This window comes from Companilactobacillus miaonis, assembly GCF_036913615.1.
Classification (GTDB): Bacteria; Bacillota; Bacilli; order Lactobacillales; family Lactobacillaceae; genus Companilactobacillus.
On sequence record NZ_JAYKTX010000007.1, the window covers coordinates 15,709 to 35,500 of the forward strand.

General features: G+C 34.6%; 18 protein-coding genes. 14 read left to right on the forward strand and 4 right to left on the reverse strand.

Annotated features, from left to right (window positions below; genetic code table 11):
• Positions 1-2 precede the first annotated feature (2 nt).
• From dltA to U8521_RS07055, 12 genes are all read left to right on the forward strand, one after another.
• The gene (dltA, locus tag U8521_RS07000; RefSeq protein ID WP_334352292.1) at positions 3-1,520 is read left to right on the forward strand and encodes a D-alanine--poly(phosphoribitol) ligase subunit DltA; all 1,518 of its coding nucleotides are present in this window, start codon (positions 3-5) and stop codon (positions 1,518-1,520) included.
• A complete protein-coding gene (dltB, locus tag U8521_RS07005) occupies positions 1,513-2,724 on the forward strand; it encodes a D-alanyl-lipoteichoic acid biosynthesis protein DltB (RefSeq protein WP_334331812.1) in 1,212 nt (403 codons plus the stop codon). Before dltA ends, dltB begins: the two co-directional genes overlap by 8 nt.
• A gap of 12 nt (positions 2,725-2,736) precedes the next feature.
• Positions 2,737-2,976, forward strand: a complete 240-nt coding sequence (gene dltC / locus U8521_RS07010; RefSeq protein ID WP_334352293.1) for a D-alanine--poly(phosphoribitol) ligase subunit DltC — start codon at positions 2,737-2,739, stop codon at positions 2,974-2,976.
• An 8-nt stretch (positions 2,977-2,984) separates the two neighbouring features.
• Positions 2,985-4,247: a D-alanyl-lipoteichoic acid biosynthesis protein DltD gene (gene dltD, locus U8521_RS07015; protein ID WP_334331811.1), complete on the forward strand. Its 1,263-nt coding sequence runs from the start codon at positions 2,985-2,987 to the stop codon at positions 4,245-4,247.
• Positions 4,248-4,365: 118 nt separating this feature from the next.
• On the forward strand, positions 4,366-4,782 hold the full coding sequence (locus U8521_RS07020) for a MerR family transcriptional regulator (RefSeq protein ID WP_334352294.1): 417 nt from the start codon (positions 4,366-4,368) through the stop codon (positions 4,780-4,782).
• A gap of 275 nt (positions 4,783-5,057) precedes the next feature.
• Positions 5,058-6,269 (forward strand): quaternary amine ABC transporter ATP-binding protein, encoded by a 1,212-nt coding sequence (locus U8521_RS07025; RefSeq protein WP_442886144.1) that lies wholly within the window; start codon positions 5,058-5,060, stop codon positions 6,267-6,269.
• A complete protein-coding gene (locus U8521_RS07030) occupies positions 6,262-7,128 on the forward strand; it encodes an ABC transporter permease (RefSeq protein ID WP_334352296.1) in 867 nt (288 codons plus the stop codon). Before U8521_RS07025 ends, U8521_RS07030 begins: the two co-directional genes overlap by 8 nt.
• A 10-nt stretch (positions 7,129-7,138) precedes the next feature.
• The gene (locus U8521_RS07035) at positions 7,139-8,044 is read left to right on the forward strand and encodes a glycine betaine ABC transporter substrate-binding protein (RefSeq protein ID WP_334352297.1); all 906 of its coding nucleotides are present in this window, start codon (positions 7,139-7,141) and stop codon (positions 8,042-8,044) included.
• Positions 8,045-8,245: 201 nt separating this feature from the next.
• The gene (locus tag U8521_RS07040) at positions 8,246-9,130 is read left to right on the forward strand and encodes a helix-turn-helix domain-containing protein (RefSeq protein WP_334352298.1); all 885 of its coding nucleotides are present in this window, start codon (positions 8,246-8,248) and stop codon (positions 9,128-9,130) included.
• Between the two features lie 165 nt (positions 9,131-9,295).
• Entirely contained in the window at positions 9,296-10,423 is a 1,128-nt protein-coding gene (locus U8521_RS07045) for an AI-2E family transporter (RefSeq protein ID WP_334352299.1), read from the forward strand.
• A 134-nt stretch (positions 10,424-10,557) separates the two neighbouring features.
• Positions 10,558-11,247 (forward strand): hypothetical protein, encoded by a 690-nt coding sequence (locus U8521_RS07050; protein WP_334352300.1) that lies wholly within the window; start codon positions 10,558-10,560, stop codon positions 11,245-11,247.
• A 227-nt stretch (positions 11,248-11,474) separates the two neighbouring features.
• Positions 11,475-11,675 carry a hypothetical protein gene (locus U8521_RS07055; RefSeq protein ID WP_334352301.1) on the forward strand — a complete coding sequence of 67 codons (201 nt, stop codon included), beginning with the start codon at positions 11,475-11,477 and terminating at the stop codon, positions 11,673-11,675.
• Between the two features lie 172 nt (positions 11,676-11,847).
• On the opposite strand, the gene U8521_RS07060 is transcribed toward U8521_RS07055, so the two are convergent.
• From U8521_RS07060 to U8521_RS07075, 4 genes are all read right to left on the reverse strand, one after another.
• The gene (locus tag U8521_RS07060; RefSeq protein ID WP_334352302.1) at positions 11,848-13,251 is read right to left on the reverse strand and encodes an MFS transporter; all 1,404 of its coding nucleotides are present in this window, start codon (positions 13,249-13,251) and stop codon (positions 11,848-11,850) included.
• Positions 13,252-13,255: 4 nt separating this feature from the next.
• Positions 13,256-14,803, reverse strand: a complete 1,548-nt coding sequence (locus U8521_RS07065) for a DUF5060 domain-containing protein (protein ID WP_334352303.1) — start codon at positions 14,801-14,803, stop codon at positions 13,256-13,258.
• Between the two features lie 140 nt (positions 14,804-14,943).
• Positions 14,944-15,957, reverse strand: coding sequence for a LacI family DNA-binding transcriptional regulator (locus U8521_RS07070; RefSeq protein ID WP_334352304.1), 1,014 nt, complete (start codon positions 15,955-15,957; stop codon positions 14,944-14,946).
• A 335-nt stretch (positions 15,958-16,292) separates the two neighbouring features.
• On the reverse strand, positions 16,293-17,723 hold the full coding sequence (locus U8521_RS07075) for an L-fucose/L-arabinose isomerase family protein (protein WP_334352305.1): 1,431 nt from the start codon (positions 17,721-17,723) through the stop codon (positions 16,293-16,295).
• 288 nt (positions 17,724-18,011) lie between these two features.
• Between U8521_RS07075 and U8521_RS07080 the strand changes: the two genes are divergently transcribed.
• Positions 18,012-18,836 carry a transketolase gene (locus tag U8521_RS07080; RefSeq protein WP_334352306.1) on the forward strand — a complete coding sequence of 275 codons (825 nt, stop codon included), beginning with the start codon at positions 18,012-18,014 and terminating at the stop codon, positions 18,834-18,836.
• Positions 18,836-19,780: a transketolase family protein gene (locus tag U8521_RS07085; RefSeq protein WP_334352307.1), complete on the forward strand. Its 945-nt coding sequence runs from the start codon at positions 18,836-18,838 to the stop codon at positions 19,778-19,780. The genes U8521_RS07080 and U8521_RS07085 overlap by 1 nt, the downstream gene beginning before the upstream one ends.
• The last annotated feature ends 12 nt before the right edge of the window (positions 19,781-19,792 follow it).

Consider the following 19,792-nt stretch of genomic DNA (forward strand, 5'->3'; position numbering starts at 1 on the left):
GAATGAATGCAATCATTGAAAAGATAACCACCGTCGCATTACAAAACCCTAACAAAGTTTGCTACAGAAATGGGACACAAACACATACGTATCAAGAGTTGATTCAAAAATCTGATCGAGTGGCTAGTTTCATTCAGGATAAATTCTTACCTGAGAAAAGTCCGTTGATTATTTACGGTGGCCAACAATTTGAGATGTTAGTCATGTTCTTAGGTGCAATCAAGGCTGGACATGCTTATATTCCAGTCGACGATGCTTCAGATCCACAACGAGTGATTCAGATCAATTCGGTAGCAAAACCATCATTGATACTGAACTGGAGTGACACAACTGATTTTGGAGTTGAAACTCCTCAAGTAACTAAAGAGGAACTTCAACAAATATTAGTTTCTGAAAACAATATTTATGACAGTAATCGTAGTGTTGGACCAGATGACAATTTTTATATCATTTTTACTTCAGGAACTACTGGAACTCCTAAAGGGGTTCAAATCAGTACTAATAACATTTTGGATTTCTCAAACTGGGCTGAAAAGACCTTTAACTATTCAGCAGAGATGAAGATGCTTTTGCAAGCTCCATTCTCATTCGATTTATCGGTCTTTGATATTTATCCTGGCTTAATGAGTGGCGCTACTTTAAATGTTGTTGATAAGGATACAACTAAGAATTTTGGCAAGTTACAAACAGCCATTATCGATTCTGACTTCAACACTTGGGTTTCCACACCATCATTTTTTGAAATGTGTCTTTTGTTTAGAGGTTTTGATGAAGCACATATGCCACACTTGAATAAATTTATTTTCTGTGGCGAGGAATTAACACATGCGACAGCTAAGAAGTTGTTGAAAAAATTTCCTTCGGCTGAGTTGTATAACACTTATGGTCCAACTGAAAATACTGTTGCAATCACAGCTATTAAGATTGACGAAGCTGCTTTGGAGAAATTCGATCGTTTGCCAATTGGTTACTTGAAACCAAATATGGAACACAAGATCATTGGTTCTAAAGATGACAAAGGTATGTTAACAGGTGAGTTACTTGTCAGTGGACCGGATGTTTCAAAGGGTTATTTGAATAATCCAGTTCAAACCAAAAAAGCTTTTGAAAATATTGATGGAAAAATTTTCTATCACACAGGCGATATGGTCAGTGTGGCTGATGATGGCTTGTTGTTTTATCATGGTAGAACTGATTTCCAAATTAAGATGCACGGTTACCGAATTGAACTTGAAGAAGTTGATTCATTATTAGGTAACTTGGAACAGGTAAAGCAATCATGTACCGTTCCTTTGTACAACAACAAGAAACAAGTTAGCAAGATGATTGCTTGCATCGTTTTGGAAGATAAATTTAAAGATGATGACGAAAACAATTTGAATTCTGATATTAAGGATTCATTAAAAGAAACCACGATGGAATACATGATTCCCAACGTTTTAAGATTTGTAAAGCAACTACCAATTAGTAAGAATGGGAAAATTGATAGAAAGACTTTGATAGGCGAAATTAATGAATAACATTACACCTTATAGCAGTCCCCATTACTTTATATATTTACTTTTACTTTTATTGCCAATCATGATTGGTTTGTGGTTTGGTAAAAGATTCAGATTTTATGATTTAATCGCAACTGTCGTCATCTTAATCATCACTTTCTTTGGTGGCAATATGTCGCAAGGATTGTCACTGATCTTCTATATCCTGTACGAGATGCTTTTAGTTTTCGTATACCTCTCGTATCGTCGCAAGAAAAATAACTTTTGGGTCTTCACTAGTTTTGTCGTTTTAGCGATTATCCCATTAGTCTTTGTAAAACTAGATCCGCTTCTAAAGAATGCTACGATATCACTCTTTGGATTCATGGGTATTAGTTATTTAACATTCAAGGCCGTTGAAATAATTATGGAGATTCGTGATGGAGCTATCAAGGATATCAAGCCTTATGAGTTCTTACGTTTCTTACTATTCTTCCCAACTATTTCATCAGGACCTATCGATCGATTCAGACGTTTCCAAAAAGACGTTATTAAAGTTCCTACGCGAGATGAATATGTTGAACTTTTGCACAGCGGTGTGAATAAGTTGATGCAAGGTCTCTTGTATAAGTTCATCATCGGCTACTTCTTTGGAACTTTGTTACTACCAAAAGTACAAATTTTGGTAATGTCATATCGTGATCAAGCACCATTAGGAATTTCTTGGGCCTTAGTCGCATACATGTACGTTTATAGTATGTATTTGTTCTTTGATTTTGCTGGGTATTCACTCTTCGCGGTATCCATTAGTAATTTCATGGGTGTTAAGACGCCAATGAACTTCAGAGCTCCATTTAAGTCACACAATATCAAAGATTTTTGGAACAGATGGCACATCACTTTGTCATTCTGGTTCCGTGATTTCATTTACATGCGTTTGATGTTTACCGTTATCAAACACAAATGGATGAAGAATCGTGTTAAAATCGCTAATTTTGGATATATCACTTTATTCTTGATTATGGGATTCTGGCACGGTGAAACTTGGTATTACATTGTTTATGGTATTTTCCACGCCTGCGCAATGATCACTAATGATGCTTGGTTAAGATTCAAGAAGAAACATCGTAAAAAGATTCCAAGCAATAAGTTTACTGAAGCTTTTGCAATTTTCTTAACCTTTAACGTGGTATGTTTCAGTTTCTTGATCTTCTCAGGTATTTTAAATAAATTATGGTTCAGTTAGGAGAAAATTATTATGGATGAAATTAAAAACAAAATTGTTGATATTTTAAAAGATGTTACAGGTTTGGATAACGTTGGCCAAGATGCTGATCAAGATTTATTTAAAGATGGTGTATTGGATTCAATGGCAACAGTTGAAGTATTAGTTACTTTACAAGATGACTTTGGTATCCAAGTACCAGTTTCGGAATTTGACCGTTCACAATGGTCAACCGTAAATAAAATTGCTCAACGTGTACAAGAATTGGAATAGAGTAGATTATGAAAAAAAAGTTATGGATGATTTTTGGACCGGTTATAGTTGCTATTGCTGCTTTATTGATTCTTCTTTGGGCACCGATCAACTTTAAGACGGTAACTCCTCAAAAAGTTAAACAAGCAGCAACTTCATTGGACATTCGGGTTTTGAAGGGTGAAAGTGTGAAGAATGCCGCCGAAAAGGAAAACTATATTCCTATCATTGGTTCATCGGAACTTTCTAGAATGGATCCGTTCCACCCATCTTCCATGGCGCAGAAATATCATTGGAAGAATAAGCCATTTTTGCAAGGTAATCCGGGAACAGCTTCATTGACACAAGCGATGAATGTTGGTGGGATGACTAATTTAAAGGGAAATAAAGCAGTTTTCATTATTTCTCCACAATGGTTTAGTAAATCTGGTGTTGCTGCAAATGCTTTCCAATATTTCTTATCACCGTTGCAATTAACAGGTTTTATTTTGAAATCTAATACGGGTGATAAAGCAATGAATAAATACGTTGCTTCAAGAATTCTTGATTTAGGTGTCAGCAAAGGACCAATCGAAGATGGTGCTTTGAAACGTATTTCTGAAGGTAAGCAGATTACTAGTTTCCAACGCTTTTACATTAAAACCTTTGCCCGTTCTAGTCTAAAGAGTCAGGATAATTTGTTTGGTTCAATTTCTATGAAAGATCATGAACAAATGATTCAAAAATCCGCAAGCAAATTACCGGACAACTATAACTATAAAGATTTGAATAAATTAGCTACTAAATTAGCTAAGCATAATTCTCGCGACAATGATCTCCAGATAGGAGACACGTTCTATCGTAAGGAATTACGTAAGAGAATTAGAACTTATCGTAATACGCACCGTCACGTAAAATATACAAGTTCGCCCGAGTATAATGATTTTCAAGCCTTACTTTATATGTTTGCTCGGAACAAAGTAGAAGTAATGTTTGTTATTCAACCGATCAATCCTCATTGGGTGAAATACACTGGTATGCCAAAGAGTTCAATTCTTAACTTTGATAAGAAGATCAAATATCAATTGAAATCACAAGGCTTTAATAATATTGTTGATTTATCAGATGTAAAAGATCAAAATTACATTGCTGAAGATACAATTCACATGGGTTGGCGTGGTTGGTTGATGCTTGACCATCATTTGAAGAGTTATTATCAAGATAAGAAAGCAAATCCTGAAAATACTCAATATCATATGGATAGTTACTTCTTATCAAACGACTGGGCTCAAAACAAAACTGTTACTAAGTAAAAAAGTCCTACATCAACTCGAAGCTGATGTAGGACTTTTTTACTTCAAATATTTATTGTGTTATTATTCCTGTAATCATCTGAACCTAACTTTAGGTAAAGGGTAAAGGAGGAAAGAAATGCAAGAATTAGCTGTTACTTACTCAATTGGTGAAGTTGCTGAAAAATTTGATTTATCTATTCCCACGATTCGATATTACGATAAAGAAGGATTGATTCCAAACTTACAAAAGAACGCTGCAGGTGTGCGTCGTTTTTCAGAGGATAATATAGGTACACTTAAGTTAATTGAGTGTCTAAAAAATGCTGGAATGCCGATCAAAGACATTAAACAATTCATTCAGTGGACATTAATGGGTGACGATACCTTAGATGAACGTTATCAGATGTTTCAAGAATTACGAGTTTCGGTTCAAAAGCAGATGAAACAAATGCAAGAAACACTTGATACAATCAATTTTAAATGTGCATATTATGGAAAAGCTACCCAAGATGGTACAGAAAAATTTGTTAAAGATGAGATGCATTTGGAATAAAAAAATAAAATAATTTGAATATTTATTTTTATAAAGTTTGTGAAACTTGCTGAAGCTATACGGCTATTGGAATTGGCGTCTGTCCTTAAACTCGGACATGACGCCTTTTTTACGTGTTTAAACTGCTTACATCAAGACTTATAATTTGCACAAGCAAAATATATTTGTTAGGGTTATAAGGGTCGTTGTTATTTCTTTATTGTTAAATAACAACTTTTTTATTTCCAAATTATGAATATAAGATATTTATTTCGATTCCAAGAATGGGGGATTTAATGAGTACTAATAAAAGTACAAAAGTAGAAGTCAAAAACTTAACTAAAATCTTCGGTAAAAGAATTGCCAAGGCTAAAGAGTTAAGTAGTCAAGGAAAAGATAAATCGGAAATTCTCAAAGAAACAGGCGCCACAGTCGGTGTCGACCGCGCTGATTTTAAGATTTATGATGGTGAAATTTTCGTTATCATGGGTCTATCAGGTAGTGGTAAGTCAACATTGGTAAGAATGATCAATCGTCTTATCGAGCCAACAGATGGTGAAGTATTGATTGATGGCGAAAACTTGATGAAGATGGATAAGAAAAAACTTCGTGAAGTTCGTCGAAAGAAAATGAGTATGGTTTTCCAAAACTTTGGACTATTACCTAATAGAACAATTTTGGAAAATGCAGAATATGGCTTGGAAATTCAAGGAGTAGATAAGGATACTCGTGAAAAGAAAGCCAAGGATGCACTAGAAACAGTTGGTATTACAGGTTATAACGATGAATATCCTGATCAATTATCAGGTGGTATGCAACAACGTGTTGGTTTAGCTAGAGCTCTTGCTAACGACCCCGAGATTCTTTTGATGGATGAGGCTTTCTCAGCTCTTGATCCATTGAATAGAACTGATATGCAAGATCAATTGCTAGATATTCAAGAGAGATTGCATAAGACAATCATCTTTATCAGTCATGATTTGAATGAAGCTTTGAAGATCGGTGATCGAATTATGATCATGAAGGATGCTAAGGTTGTTCAAACTGGTACGCCAGAAGATATCTTGACACATCCTGCTGATGAATATGTTGAAAACTTTATTGAAAATGTTGATAGAAGTAAGGTTCTTACTGCCGGTAATGTTATGATTCGTCCAATGACAATCAATATTGAAAAAGCCGGTCCTCGTTTAACCTTGAATATGATGAAGGCTAACGAAGTTTCAACTGCTTATATTGTTAACAACCAACGTAAATTGATCGGTGTCGTTGATGCTAACGATGTTATTAAATTAGTCCGCGAGAAGAAAGGGGATATTACACCTATTATTCAAACCAAAGTTCCTACAACAGATGAAGATACACCAATTTCAGACTTAATGGATGATATCTCACAAACAGGTATTCCATTTGCCGTTGTAAACGACAAGAAGCAACTGAAAGGAATCATTGTTCGTGGTGCCGTATTAGGTGCCCTTGCAGGAAATGAGGTGAGCGATTTTGAATAGTCTTTTACTATTAGGTAGTATTCCCAAACTTCCATTAGCTAGCTGGATCGACAGCTTTGTTGACTGGTTAGTACAATTTACTGGCTTTTTCAATGCCATCACTAACTTTATTGGTGGAATCAATAACGCTTTCCAATGGGTATTTGATGCTTTACCAATTTGGTTATTCATTGTTCTAATTTTAGCTTTAACTTATTTTGTCAATCGTGATAAGCAAAATTGGGGATTATTGATCTTCGAGTTTGTTGGATTACTGTTGATTTGGAACCTTGATTATTGGCGTGATATGACACAAACATTGACGCTAGTATTAACTTCAAGTTTGATTGCTTTAGTAATCGGTATTCCACTTGGTATTTTAATGGCTAAAAGTCATATTGCTGAAGTTATTTTGAAACCAATTCTTGACTTCATGCAGACAATGCCAGCTTTCGTTTACTTGATTCCTGCTGTTGCCTTGTTCGGTATTGGTATGGTTCCAGGTATCGTTGCTTCAGTTATTTTTGCTATGCCACCAACAGTTAGAATGACTAACATGGGTATTCGTGAAGTTCCTGATGAATTGATCGAAGCTGCTGATTCATTTGGTTCAACTGAGTGGCAAAAACTATTTAAGGTTGAATTACCAATCGCCAAAACTAGTTTGATGGCTGGTGTTAACCAAAGTATGATGCTTTCACTATCAATGGTTGTTATTGCTTCTATGATCGGTGCTATGGGACTTGGTACAGAAGTCTACTTCGCCGTTGGTAGAAATGATGCTGGTAATGGTTTCGCTGCTGGTTTGGCAATCGTTATCTTGGCAATTATTTTGGATAGATTGACTCAATCACTTACAAGAACACGCAGAAAAAACTAGGAGGGATTTTTTGAAAAAACAAAAGTTTATTAAACTTTTCTTATTAGCATTACTGATTATCCCAATTATTTCCGCATGTAGTTCCCAAACAGCTCCATATAATAGTAAGGAAAAGTTGGGTCCCCAAATTAATTACACGATCACTGGTATTGATGCCGGTGCTGGTGAAATGAGTACAACACAAACTGCAATTAAAAAATATAAGCTTGATAAAGATAACTGGCAATTGCAACCAAGTTCAACTTCTGCAATGACTAGTACTTTGGACAAAGCTTACAAGAATAAACAGCCAATCGTAATTACTGGTTGGCAACCACACTGGATGTTTAAGAAGTATAAACTTAAATTCTTAAAAGATCCTAAAAATGTTTATGGAGAAGCTGAACATATCAGTACGATTGTTCGTAAAGGTTTGAAAAAAGATTCTCCAGAGGCATATACAATCTTAGATCGGTTCCACTGGACTCCATCACAGATGTCTGATGTAATGTTGGATGTTAATGCTGGGATGGATCCTAAGAAAGCCGCTAAGAAATGGATCAAAAATAATCCTAAAGAAGTTCAAAAATGGACTAAAGGTGTGAAAAAAGTTAATGGCAAATCTATTAAGTTAACTTATGTTGCCTGGGATTCTGAAATTGCTTCAACTAATGTGATTGCACAGGTCTTGAGAGATCAAGGTTATAAAGTAACAATTCAATCAATGGAAATGCAACCGGTTTGGGCATCTATTGCTACTAAGGCTGCGGATGCAACTGTCAGTGCCTGGTTACCTAAGACTGCTGCTAAGTTCTATTCTGATTATAAGGGTAGATTCGAAGACTTAGGTGCTAACTTGGAAGGTGCTAAGGTTGGTTTAGCTGTTCCAACTTATATGACTAATATTAATTCCATCGATGATCTAAAAAATAAATAAATTAACTAAAAATTGGAAGAAATTCCAATTTTTTTGCGTTTTTAGGACATTTTTATATGAGTATGGAATAAAATTGCATGATTGCTATGAGGTATATTAAATGAAATTTTATTTTCTTGGATGAGGTAGACGATTTGAATTCTTTTTCACAATGACAGAGGTTGTATAAGGGTATATAATTATATTAATTATGATATAAATATGTTATATAGGGGCGATGGCGTGGATATTCAAGCTTTTATCAATAAACGAAAAGAATTAGGCCTTTCTCAAAAAGAATTGAGCAATGGTGTTTGTACGCAAGCAACTTTGAGCAAATTCGAGAATAATGGCAAAATACCATCATTAAAAATCCTGATTCAATTGTGCAATCGTCTAGGTTTATCTTTGGATAGTATTATTGGTGTAAGTGACAGTAGCATTAAAAAAGTTGCTAAAGAAATGAATCAAGCAGAATTCAATTTGATCATTCAAGAGTACGATCAATCTTGGGAAATTATTAAAAGTATTGATCCGAAAACTTTGAATAATGATAAGCATTTGTTGATGCAATATTACTATTTGAAAGGTTATCTAAATGTTTTGGATGATGGTGATTTATTTGATGCGGTCTTTGATTTTAATCGAATCTTGTCAGAGTTAGATGATCGCAGCGAAACCATTTTTACATTCCTTGCTTTTGTTGGTATGGGAATGGTTTATGGCAAGCAGGGGGATGATGCGAAGAGTGAATACTACTTCAGCAAGGTCTTCAATGAAATTTATACAATGTCGATTGATGATGTTTCTAAGATTTGGCGTTATATCAACATCATTTTCTACTGTGCAATTTATTATTCTGAGAAACAAGATTTGGAAACTGCTAATGCACTGTTGAATTATGGAGTTAAAATTTGCTCAGAGAATCATGTTACGTACTACATTGCTAGAATCTATGCTCAACTTGCTATTAATGCACGAAGAGTTAATGGTGATGAGAAGAAGATTCGCAGTTTTATGAATAAGGCTTTAGTCTTTTCTGAATTCAATGGAAATAAAAAAGAAATTAAACTCATTAAACGTTGGGTTGCAAGCAATAATCTATAAGTTGTTTGGTTAGTGGAGAAGTCATCTATTTGTTTAGATGGCTTTTTTGTTTGGTTCTTTTGTTTGAGGACAGCATACTTATATATAAATAAAAACAAAGCTTGTATTTCTTTGATGGTTAGTTTTGTGATATATTGAGGGAATAATCATAGTAGGGGAGAATTTATGAAGGTTAGTAAAAAAGACATAATCAAATATAGTATTATTGTTGTTTTGTTGTTATTTATTTTAATATATCCAGTCAAAATTTATGGTGGCGTGATGAACTTATTAGGCGTTCTGATGCCATTGATTCTTGGTGCCGTGATGGCTTATGTGTTGAACATTTTATGTGTGAAGTTGGAGAAGTATTTCTTTCCTAACACTAAAATAAAAATTCTTCAAAAAAGTCGCCGCGGGTTGGTAATACTCAGTACTTTGATTATTGTTTCGCTTGTTTTGGCCGGAGTTTTCTGGCTTGTTTTGCCACAATTCTTTAGTGCCTTGAGTAATTTCTTTAAATATATCCCATCATTTATTAATGATTTATCCGACCTTTTTGAAAAAATCAATCACAATTCATTTATTTCTGATCAAATTGAATCCATGAATATAGATTGGAGTTCAATTCAATCTAAAGTAATGAAATATTTGACCAGCGGTGTCGGTGGAGTCTTTGGCTCAACTTTTAAGATTGTTTCAGGTATCACTAAAGGATTCGTCAATTTTATTTTAGCTTTGACTTTTGCTATTTATATTTTGGCAACTAAGGAAAAATTGGGACGTCAAGTTAAGAAGTTAATGAATGCCTATATGAAAGAAAAGCATATTAAAAAAATCAATTACGTTTTACATGTTACTAACAACATGTTCAGTAGTTTTATTGCTGGACAAGTAACCGAAGCTATTATTTTAGGAAGTTTGTGTGCGATAGGAATGTTGATTTTCCGATTGCCATACGCTTTATCAGTCGGGGCTTTTATTAGTATCACCGCCTTGATCCCAATTTTAGGGGCTTGGTTAGGTGGAATCGTTGGTTTCTTGTTAATTGCCGTTGAATCCCCTATTAAAGCAGTCTTCTTCGTAATCTTTATCTTAGTCTTGCAACAATTTGAAAGTAACGTTATTTATCCACGTGTTGTTGGGACTTCAATTGGCCTACCTGGAATCTGGGTTTTGGCAGCTATCACTGTTGGTGGTGGTTTAAACGGAATTGTCGGGATGCTTTTAGGAGTACCCGTTGCCGCAACTATTTATCAATTGCTTAAGAATGATTCAAATCGACGTCTAAATGAGGTAGAAAAAGTAGAATAGGAATATAATTTACAAAATTACACTAAGGAGAGATCGGTGTGTGGACGAATTATTTTGATTTTGTGATAATTTTTGTAGCTATATTTACGCTAGTACCTTATTTAACATCGCTAATTACCTCGTGGTTGGGCCATTTGTCAAAAATTATGTTGGTCAATAACTTGGGAAATAACAGTCAACTCATCGTGGGTGGTGCTGGCGTGATTATCCACGAATTAGGTCATGCAATTTTTGCCTATCTATTCGGACATCAAGTGACCAAAGTGCAGCTGTTGAACGTTAACTATAAAAGCTCCGGAGCTTTGGGTTCAGTTGATCATCGATATAACGACCGCAACGTCTATCAATTGTTGGGTAACTTTTTTATCGGTTTAGCACCATATTATATGTGTTCAATCGTTTTATATTTATTACAAAAATTTTTGTTAAAAGCTCAATTCAGTTTAACTGCCTTAGCTCAAAGTTTGAATATTGATACCCAGTTGTCGGCTAGCATGATTTTTGATTCAGTTTTGGACAATTTGAAATCAAGTTTTGCCAATGCTTCGTGGTGGATGATCCTAATTTATATCGTTTTGACGATCATGATTGCTAGTACAGGCTATGATTTGAGCCGTAATGACTTTATAACAGTTAACAAAGGAATCTTACCTTGGGTGGTTGTCTTGATTATCCTAGGCTCTATTTTGTATTTATTGAACTTCAGATTAGTGACAATGACAGCAGCTATTTATTTTATAACTTTTTCAATTTTATTTATGCTACATGCGATTATCAGTATCGTGTTATCAATGATCGTGATTAAAATCTTGGGATTTATTTGAGAAGAAAATTATGAAAGTGTCTCTGATTAGGCATTCAGAGACAGTTTACTCCCAAAGGAATTGAGGCTGCCAAGAGTCCGATTTTTAATGAAATTCAAAAAATCTTGATTTTACCTTATATCAGAACCGTGGAAACAGCCCTAGAAATAGTCAAATAACATCCTGATATTCCAACCCAAGTCGAGCTATTGCTGCATGAATGTCGCCCAGATAAACCAGGACGAAAGTTGGAAAATTACGAGCAATTGCAACAGATTTATCGTGACTATCGAAATAACACCCATATAACAGGTCCGGAAATCATTGCCCGCGTCAGTTTAAAAATAAGTATGACCGCATTGTTTGTATATGTGATCCGTTGGATGACAGGAATGAATCTGGACGTTGATATGTCTTATTGTGGGATTTATGAAATGGATTATGAGTAAAAGGGCTTGGAACATAACTATTTTTTACTACTAAACTTGCAGCATAAACGCGGAACATAACATGGCAATTTCTTCTTAAAACAAATAGCACCGGGTAATCGTTCTTTGATTACCTGATGCTATTTGCCTTAATGCTCGAAAGCTGACCTATGTCTCGCTCTCGTTTTGAAATTTAATTATTACGCATTTTGTTTAATTCCGCACTGATATTAGGTTGTTTCTTATCCAAATCATAAAACATTAATAGGATTATTAATGCTATAGCAGCAATAACAGGAATCCAGATGAAACCATTTGAAATCATATTGATTGTGTGGCTGGATTGGTGAGCAAGTGTTCCGTCATAATTGGAAAATGCTAGAACCCATGCGACCATAGCACTGGAAAGTCCCATGCCAATTTTTGAGGCGAAACTATTGGCAGAGAAAACCAAACCGTCTGCACGAATACCAAAGCGCCATTCACCATAATCAATTACATCAGTTAGCATTGGATTTGCAGCTGCATTCATTGGAACTAATCCGATTTGACGAAGCAAAATACAAATAAAAATTAATACTTGATTACTTGGATCAATTAGCATTAACAAACTACTTGGAATTAGTAGCAAAAATCCAGCGATAATTGAATTACGCTTGCCTAGTTTCTTTATTAGTGGTTCAGATAAAGGTAAGCCAATTACGACGGGAAGAATCGTAGCAATTCCCAACACTGCAACTAAATTGGAATTATTCAATACATACTTGGCCTCGTATGCAAGCATCCCATTGGCAATACCAGTCAAAACCCAGTTTCCAAGTCCAAAAATAGTAGTGATCCACCAGTACTTGTTTTTTAACAATGCACTAAATTGACGTTTAACACTAACATGTTCAATTTGCGTGCTTTCTTTGATTACAGGTTGGACACGTTCTTTTGTGAAATGAAATGTAAACCAATAACCAAATGGAATTAGTATACCGATGATTCCAAAAAGAATCAGCCAACCCTTTGGAGAGTTAGATGGGAATAAATTAATAAATGGCATGGCGATTAATGATAGTATTAATGCTGCAATATTAGCAATTGTCATTCGATAAATATTTAATTTAGTTCTTTGATCAGAATTGCTCGTAATTAATGAATTTAAAGAACCATAAGGAATATTAACGGCTGAATAAAAGAAGTTAACAATGAAGTAAATAGCAAAGGCATAAACGATTGCTAAATTGGGATTTATACCAGCAAAAGGATTGGTGAAAAGAAAAATGAAACTAATTCCATATGCAATTCCACCAAATAAGACCCATGGTCTTGCTTTTCCATATTTAGTATGTGTTCTATCAACTAAAACACCAATGATTAAGTCCCAAATTGCAATAACGAATCTAACTGATAATAAGATTATGGCTGCCGTAGCGGCAGATATACCTACGATATCTGTGTAAAACATTGTTAGATAAGTAGCAATTGAGTTATAACCAAGGCTTGTCCAAAAGTCACCCATGCCGAAAGCAAATTTTTCAAGGAATTTTGGAGCATAATTACTGTCTGCAGTTTGAGTAATTTTTTTAGATTGAGTTTGAGTCATTTCCATAAATTTAATCCTCTTTTAGGGTAAGGATTAATGCTTGATATTTTTCCCTAGGTAATTCGAACCATGTTGTTGAATCTATTTCATCCTTGAATGGCTTTTGGGTCATGCTCCATGCGTTAACTAGTTCAGCTTTATATTTCTTATCTTGTAGTAAAAATGGGATGTTTTCGAAACGTGGTTGACTAGTACCAAAGTAGATAACAATGTGTTTGTCATCACGTGTAGCTCCAGCATATAATTCCCAGTCAGGAGTATCTATACCGATAGGAACAATATCTGTTAGATTATTTTTTTCGAATAATTTACGCATAAAGCCAATACGTTTGTAACTTTCTCCGTAAAGTTTGCCACCATGAGCCCACCAAATTGGACGATTGGTTTGTGGTTTGTCGAGTAATGTTTCACCATGAGTAGCGTAAGCACCATGGGCCATCAATTTCCAGAATCCATCAACTTCTCCTTCAGCTGATCTGTTACCCCAGCCCATTTCAATATTTCCTTCATATCTGATTTCATCAAATATGACTGGTTTTTGATATTCTTTTTGCCATTGTACGGCCATATAGTAACTATAATTTTGAATACTGATATGGGTAATCCATGGTTTAGAATAGTCGTACCAATTGCTTGTTTTTAGATGGTGAATTGGTGGATTGTAGTAATTATGGATGGAAAGTAGATGTTGAGATGGATCTTCGAAATGTACAGTTTCACAAAGTTCGTCCCAATCACCTAATTTAATTTGATCATAATCATCCATTAAGTCATACTCATTTGCCATTGACCACCAAACATTTTTGAAACTGGCCAGACGTGCAACAATATATTTTAGATAGCGTTTGTTGTTTTCCATTCCCATTCTTGCGAACCCCCAATGATCGTAAGGATGGAATAAAATTAAATCGGCTTCAATACCCATTTCATCTAAGGCATCAATTTGTTTTTCAAGGTGTTCGAACCATTTAGGATTGAATTGTGTGAAATCGAATTTAATATCTTCTTTTTTGATCCACCAGTCATCAGTAGTATAGGGATGATGTGATTGAGGATGACTACCTTTGAATGGATACATCGATGGTTCTTGAGTATTGTAGTTATAGTATTTAGGAAATACGGTCATTCTTATTTTATTAAAATTAGTATTTCTTAGAGTTTCCAAAGTATCTTTTTGAACATCTTTTGGCTGCCATGCCCAAGCATATGCAGTTGTACCAACTGGAGTATAAGAAGTTCCGTCAGCATAACTAAAACTAGTAGTGTTCTTTACAATAACTGGGCCGTGATTATTACCAGTAGCTGCACTTACATTGAATTCTCCTTGTAAGTTATTTAATTCAGAAACATTAGAACTTGTTTTATAATTCCAATGTCCAGTTTCTTGTGGCATATATCTAACTGTATATTTGCCATTGCCTGCATAAAAACCACGTACATGATGTGTATGATTGTTATTTACAAAATCTGCAAAGATATCGACATCTGTGTAAGGATTTCCGTCAATAGGTCCGTTAAATGTCACTTCAAATCTTTTCCATTGCTGAATAGTTTCCATATAAAATTCCTCCTTGTTGTCAGCGCTTACAAATAGAATATAATGCTTTAGTAAAACTATGTCAATAAGTTTTGTAAATAAAACATTTAATTTATGTTAGTTTAGTAAAAAATAAAGGATTGAATCTTTTGATTCAATCCTTATAATGAACGTCTTTTAATTAATTTTGTTGCAATTAAAGTTTTTTGAGGTGCCCAGTTTGTTGAATACATTCTTTTTTGCAGTTGCGATAATGCTTGATTAGCCATTTGACTCACCGGGACATGGATAGTAGTGAGTTCTGGGCTTATTAATGAACTTTCATAAATATCATCAAATCCTATAATGGCTAATTGTTTAGGAACTTTAATATTTTCTTGTTCTGCTGCCTTGATTAATCTAATTGCTATATAGTCATCTTCACAGAAAATTGCATCTGGAAGACCATCTTTTTTCATTTTTTTTATGTCTAATCCCTGAGGATCAATTTTAGTAGGAGAAACGGAGTAAAAATATTTATTATCAATATCTATACTTGCATCTTTAAGGGCACTTCTGAAACCACGTCTTCTTTCGATGAAATTAGAAATGATTTTATCAGATGCAAAATAGCCAATTCTTTTATATCCTTTACTTAAAATATACTTTCCGGCTAATGATGCTCCTTGATAATTATCCATAGTAACAAAATCAGCAGTAATATTATCGAAATAGGTGTCTACAAAGACAATATTATTTAATTTTTCGTTAATTAAATTTGCTTGTTCATTGTTTAAATCCGTTCCTAAAACGATTGTTCCACCGCCTTGATTCTTTTTCATTTCTTCGAGAGTTTGTGATAAATTCTCATTTTCAGTAGTCATTATTTTTAGACTACCACCAGTTTCACTTACTTTTTCAGAGAGTGAGGAAATTAAACTGTCAAAAAATGGTAAAGAGCGGTAATTTCCGCTTATTAAGCCAGAAGTTTTTACTACAAGAAAATTTACACTAGTAATTACTTTAGTAGTATTTTTTTTACTTTTTCTCAAAGGTTTGTAACCATATTTGTTAACTACGTCAAAAATTTTGTCCCGAGTTTCTTGGCTAACACCGTCTTTTCCATTAAGGGCTAATGAAACAGCTGACTTTGACACATTGGCCAGTCGTGCAATATCATCCATCTTTATTGTCATGAAAATCCTCCTGTTTTCAGAATATTATTAAGTTCATGTTCTATTTAAAGTTCATTTAATCTCTTTACCTAAAATAATATCATTAGTTTAGTTTAAACTGTATAGATATGATTATAAGAAATTGTTTAAATATTAATTTAAATGCAGAAATATGAGAAAAAGGAAGAATATAGCATAATCAGTTTTTGAGTATTAAGGAAAATGGGACCTGGTAATCTTTTTTGATTACTAGGTCCCATTTGTTGTTTTAAGCGGAAAAACTATAGCATATTTCACATTTATTCCGTAGATTTGAACAATAAATTTTCCTAAATTTTTATCTATTTTGAAATTAATTATTTAAGAATAGAACTACTATCACCACGAAGATAACCTTTAACATCATCTTCAATTGGGTCATAAAAGTCTGGTGTAACACCAATATACTTACATGCTTCATACAAAATAGGTACAACGTCATCACGAACAGCAGCCATATGGTGAATATATGGTCCATAAACTAATTTAGTTTCGAATCTATTTAGGTTAGCAAATTGTAGCCAGATATATGTTCCTTGTTCATATGGTCCTTCACAAGTTTTAGCATTACCCATGAGCATTGAGTACTTACCATTATCCCCATCAAAGCGGCAAAGTGTGTAGTTACCATCTTGGGCTTTGAAGCCAACTGACCCTGGATAATCAAAGACAAAGTGTGATTTTGGTAATGTTGGTTTGTTCTTTGCAGTTGAGAATGGGAAGACACCAAGGTGTTGTAATAGTTCACCATTTGGATTTTCGGGATGACGACAGTTAACGTCAGCAAAAATGGCTCTGTGGTCACCAAGAGTTGCTGCTTCAACTAACAATTCTGAGATGACACCGTGAATATCAGTTTCACAAGTTACCGGTAATCCTTCATCCTGTAGCAATGACTCTGAAGCATAAGGGAGGATACCAATTTCATCTTGTAGAGCAGTCCAACATTGAATAGCAGCTGAATTACATCCATAGTCTTTAGCTAAACGTTTAATGGCAACTTTTAGGGCGGCGACCATTTGGAGATCTTTGTCCGAAATTAATACATTGGCAATTTTTCGTAGTGTGTTTTCTGTTTCGTTAATTTCGGGATCTTTTTTGTCAATAAGTTCATGAATCTTTTCAACTAATTCGGTTAGTGGGATAGGTGATAGGGAAATATTAAATTTCTCTAGTAGCTCACCTTCGTTGACCATTGTGCTCCAAAAGTCGAATGGACGTGGCCCAATTTGAAGGATTCTAGTATTCTTGAATGTTTTAACTACATTGCAGACTTTAATGAAATCATTAACACCTTGTTCAAAAGCGGGGTCATCAAGATCGCAATTCTTTACGTATGTAAAAGGAATTTGAAATCTACGTAAGACTTTACCGATGGCAAATAAGCCGCATTGTGTGTCTCTTAAACGTGATCCATCTTTAGCTGGTGCTTCATCTTTAGGTCCCCATAATAAAACAGGAACATTTAATTTTTTAGCTAAACGAGCACATTCATATTCGGTACCAAAATTTTCATTGGCTAAGAATAATCCATCGATGTGAGCATTTTGAAATTTCTCAGCAATTTTGTTCATTCCCTCATCGTCGTAAAGCAAACCATCATCATTAACATCTTTGATATCTACATAGTCGACACCCATATCATCAAGCTTCTTACGTGTGTAATCGGCATATTCAATGGCAGCGTCAGCAGAGAAGATATTTCTTCTTGTTGGGGCAAAACCTAGTTTGATTTTATCTACACTCATAAATATTACTCCTTTAATTTATTAAACTATTTGTTTGGAAAGCGTTTCCACTCCTAAACTATAAAACTAATTTAGATGTTATTCAATAGTTTATTTAAATTAATCACTAAACAATATAGACAACAAATTGGAATAAATGCCTGTTTAAAGGTGTTTTGGTAAATAAAGCAAGAAATCAAAATAGGATATTTACTGTTTTTATCTAACTAAACTATTGAAAAATTTAGATAAACAGTTTAGTATAATTTTTGAAAGCGATTGCTGAAATTGACTGAAGGAGAAATTATTATGGATGTCGAACAATTAGAGAAAAAAGCTATTGAAATGAGAAAAGCAACCTGGGAAATGATTTATCGTGCTAAGACTGGTCACACTGGTTCTGACTTGTCATGTACTGATATTTTGGTTGCTCTCTACTATAAGGTTTTGAATCAAACCCCAGAAACATTTAAGAATGAGGACAGGGATAGATATATTCAATCTAAGGGTCATGCTGTAGAAATTCTATTAAACGTGTTAGCAGATCGTGGATATTTTCCTAAAAGTGATCTCTTAACATATTCGCAATTTAAATCACCATATATTGGTCATCCTAATAATCACGTAAATGGCATTGAAATGAATACTGGTTCACTTGGACATGGCTTGGCATTGAGTGTTGGAATTGCTAAAGCAGCTAAAATGGACAACAAAGATTATCACACCTACGTATTGATGGGTGATGGCGAACAGGCTGAAGGTTCTGTTTGGGAAGCCGCTATGGCTGCAGGAAGTTTTAAATTGGATAATTTGACGGCCATCATTGATCATAATGGTTTACAGATTACTGGTAAAACGACTGATGTTATGAATAGTGAACCATTGAAGGCAAAGTACGAAGCTTTTGGTTGGAATGTTATTGAAATTGATGGTAACGATATGTCACAACTAGTTTCAGCTTTTAACCTTAAACCAGTACAAAATAAGCCAACTTTGATTTTGGCTGATACAGTTAAAGGTTGTGGCGTTTCATTTGCTGAAAATAAAGCTGAATGGCATCACAAGGTTCCAACAAGGGAACAATATGAGGAAGCACTTGCAGTGTTCGATAAAGAATTGGAGGAAAGAAAATAATGTCAGAAGAAAAAGCACGTAAAGTTGGAGAAGTTATTTGTGAACAATTAGTAGATGCTGGTAAAAAGGATTCTGATATTGTCGTTTTGACTAGTGACTCTAGAGGATCAGGTTCATTAGTTCCTTTCGCTAAAGAATTGCCAAAGCAAATTGTTGAAGTAGGTATTGCTGAACAAGATCTAGTTACAATTAGTGCTGGACTTGCACACAGTGGAAAACGTCCTTTTGCGGTTTCACCGGCTGCCTTTTTGACAATGAGAAGTATCGAACAAATTAAGGTCGATGTTTCTTATTCAAATACTAATGTTAAGTTGCTAGGTATTAGTGGTGGTAATTCATACAGTGTCTTGGGAAGTACACATCATTCACTCCAAGACTTAGCTATTACCAGAGCAATCCCTGGTTTAGAAATTTATATGCCCTGTGATCCTAATCAAACGGTCGGATTATTTAAATATTTAGTTAAATCTGATAAGCCAGCTTACATTCGAATTGGTAAAAAAGCATTGAGTAATTGCTATGACACACCAAAAGCTGCTTTCGTTAAACCTGGTAAAGCAAACGTTTTACGTGACGGTAAAGATGTTGCTTTAGTTGCTATGGGTGAAACTGTTCCTGAGGCTTTGAAAGCCGCTGACTTATTGGCAAAAGAAGGTATTAACGCTACAGTGATTGATTTGGTCAGCTTAAAGCCTTTGGATACTGAATTGTTGGGCAAGATCAGTAACGAATTTTCAGATATTTATACTATTGAAGAACACAGTATTTACAACGGTATTGGTTCTGCTGTTGCTGAAGTTGTTGCTAGTTCTGGGAGTGCTAAATTACATATTTTAGGATTCCCTGATGAACCTGCTATTGCTGGTACCCAAGATGAGGTCTTTGGATACTATGGAATTGATGGTGCAGGAATTGCCAAAAATGTTCAAAAATCAATTTCTTAATTTAAGGAGAGG

Excerpts from the sequence above, each read along its gene's own strand:
- dltA (WP_334352292.1), top strand. The coding sequence starts at position 3 with ATGAATGCAATCATTGAAAAGATAACCACCGTCGCATTACAAAACCCT.
- dltB (WP_334331812.1), top strand. The coding sequence starts at position 1,513 with ATGAATAACATTACACCTTATAGCAGTCCCCATTACTTTATATATTTA.
- dltC (WP_334352293.1), top strand. The coding sequence starts at position 2,737 with ATGGATGAAATTAAAAACAAAATTGTTGATATTTTAAAAGATGTTACA.
- dltD (WP_334331811.1), top strand. The coding sequence starts at position 2,985 with ATGAAAAAAAAGTTATGGATGATTTTTGGACCGGTTATAGTTGCTATT.
- U8521_RS07020 (WP_334352294.1), top strand. The coding sequence starts at position 4,366 with ATGCAAGAATTAGCTGTTACTTACTCAATTGGTGAAGTTGCTGAAAAA.
- U8521_RS07025 (WP_442886144.1), top strand. The coding sequence starts at position 5,058 with ATGAGTACTAATAAAAGTACAAAAGTAGAAGTCAAAAACTTAACTAAA.
- U8521_RS07040 (WP_334352298.1), top strand. The coding sequence starts at position 8,246 with ATGTTATATAGGGGCGATGGCGTGGATATTCAAGCTTTTATCAATAAA.
- U8521_RS07045 (WP_334352299.1), top strand. The coding sequence starts at position 9,296 with ATGAAGGTTAGTAAAAAAGACATAATCAAATATAGTATTATTGTTGTT.
- U8521_RS07060 (WP_334352302.1), bottom strand. The coding sequence starts at position 13,251 with ATGGAAATGACTCAAACTCAATCTAAAAAAATTACTCAAACTGCAGAC.
- U8521_RS07065 (WP_334352303.1), bottom strand. The coding sequence starts at position 14,803 with ATGGAAACTATTCAGCAATGGAAAAGATTTGAAGTGACATTTAACGGA.
- U8521_RS07070 (WP_334352304.1), bottom strand. The coding sequence starts at position 15,957 with ATGACAATAAAGATGGATGATATTGCACGACTGGCCAATGTGTCAAAG.
- U8521_RS07075 (WP_334352305.1), bottom strand. The coding sequence starts at position 17,723 with ATGAGTGTAGATAAAATCAAACTAGGTTTTGCCCCAACAAGAAGAAAT.
- U8521_RS07080 (WP_334352306.1), top strand. The coding sequence starts at position 18,012 with ATGGATGTCGAACAATTAGAGAAAAAAGCTATTGAAATGAGAAAAGCA.
- U8521_RS07085 (WP_334352307.1), top strand. The coding sequence starts at position 18,836 with ATGTCAGAAGAAAAAGCACGTAAAGTTGGAGAAGTTATTTGTGAACAA.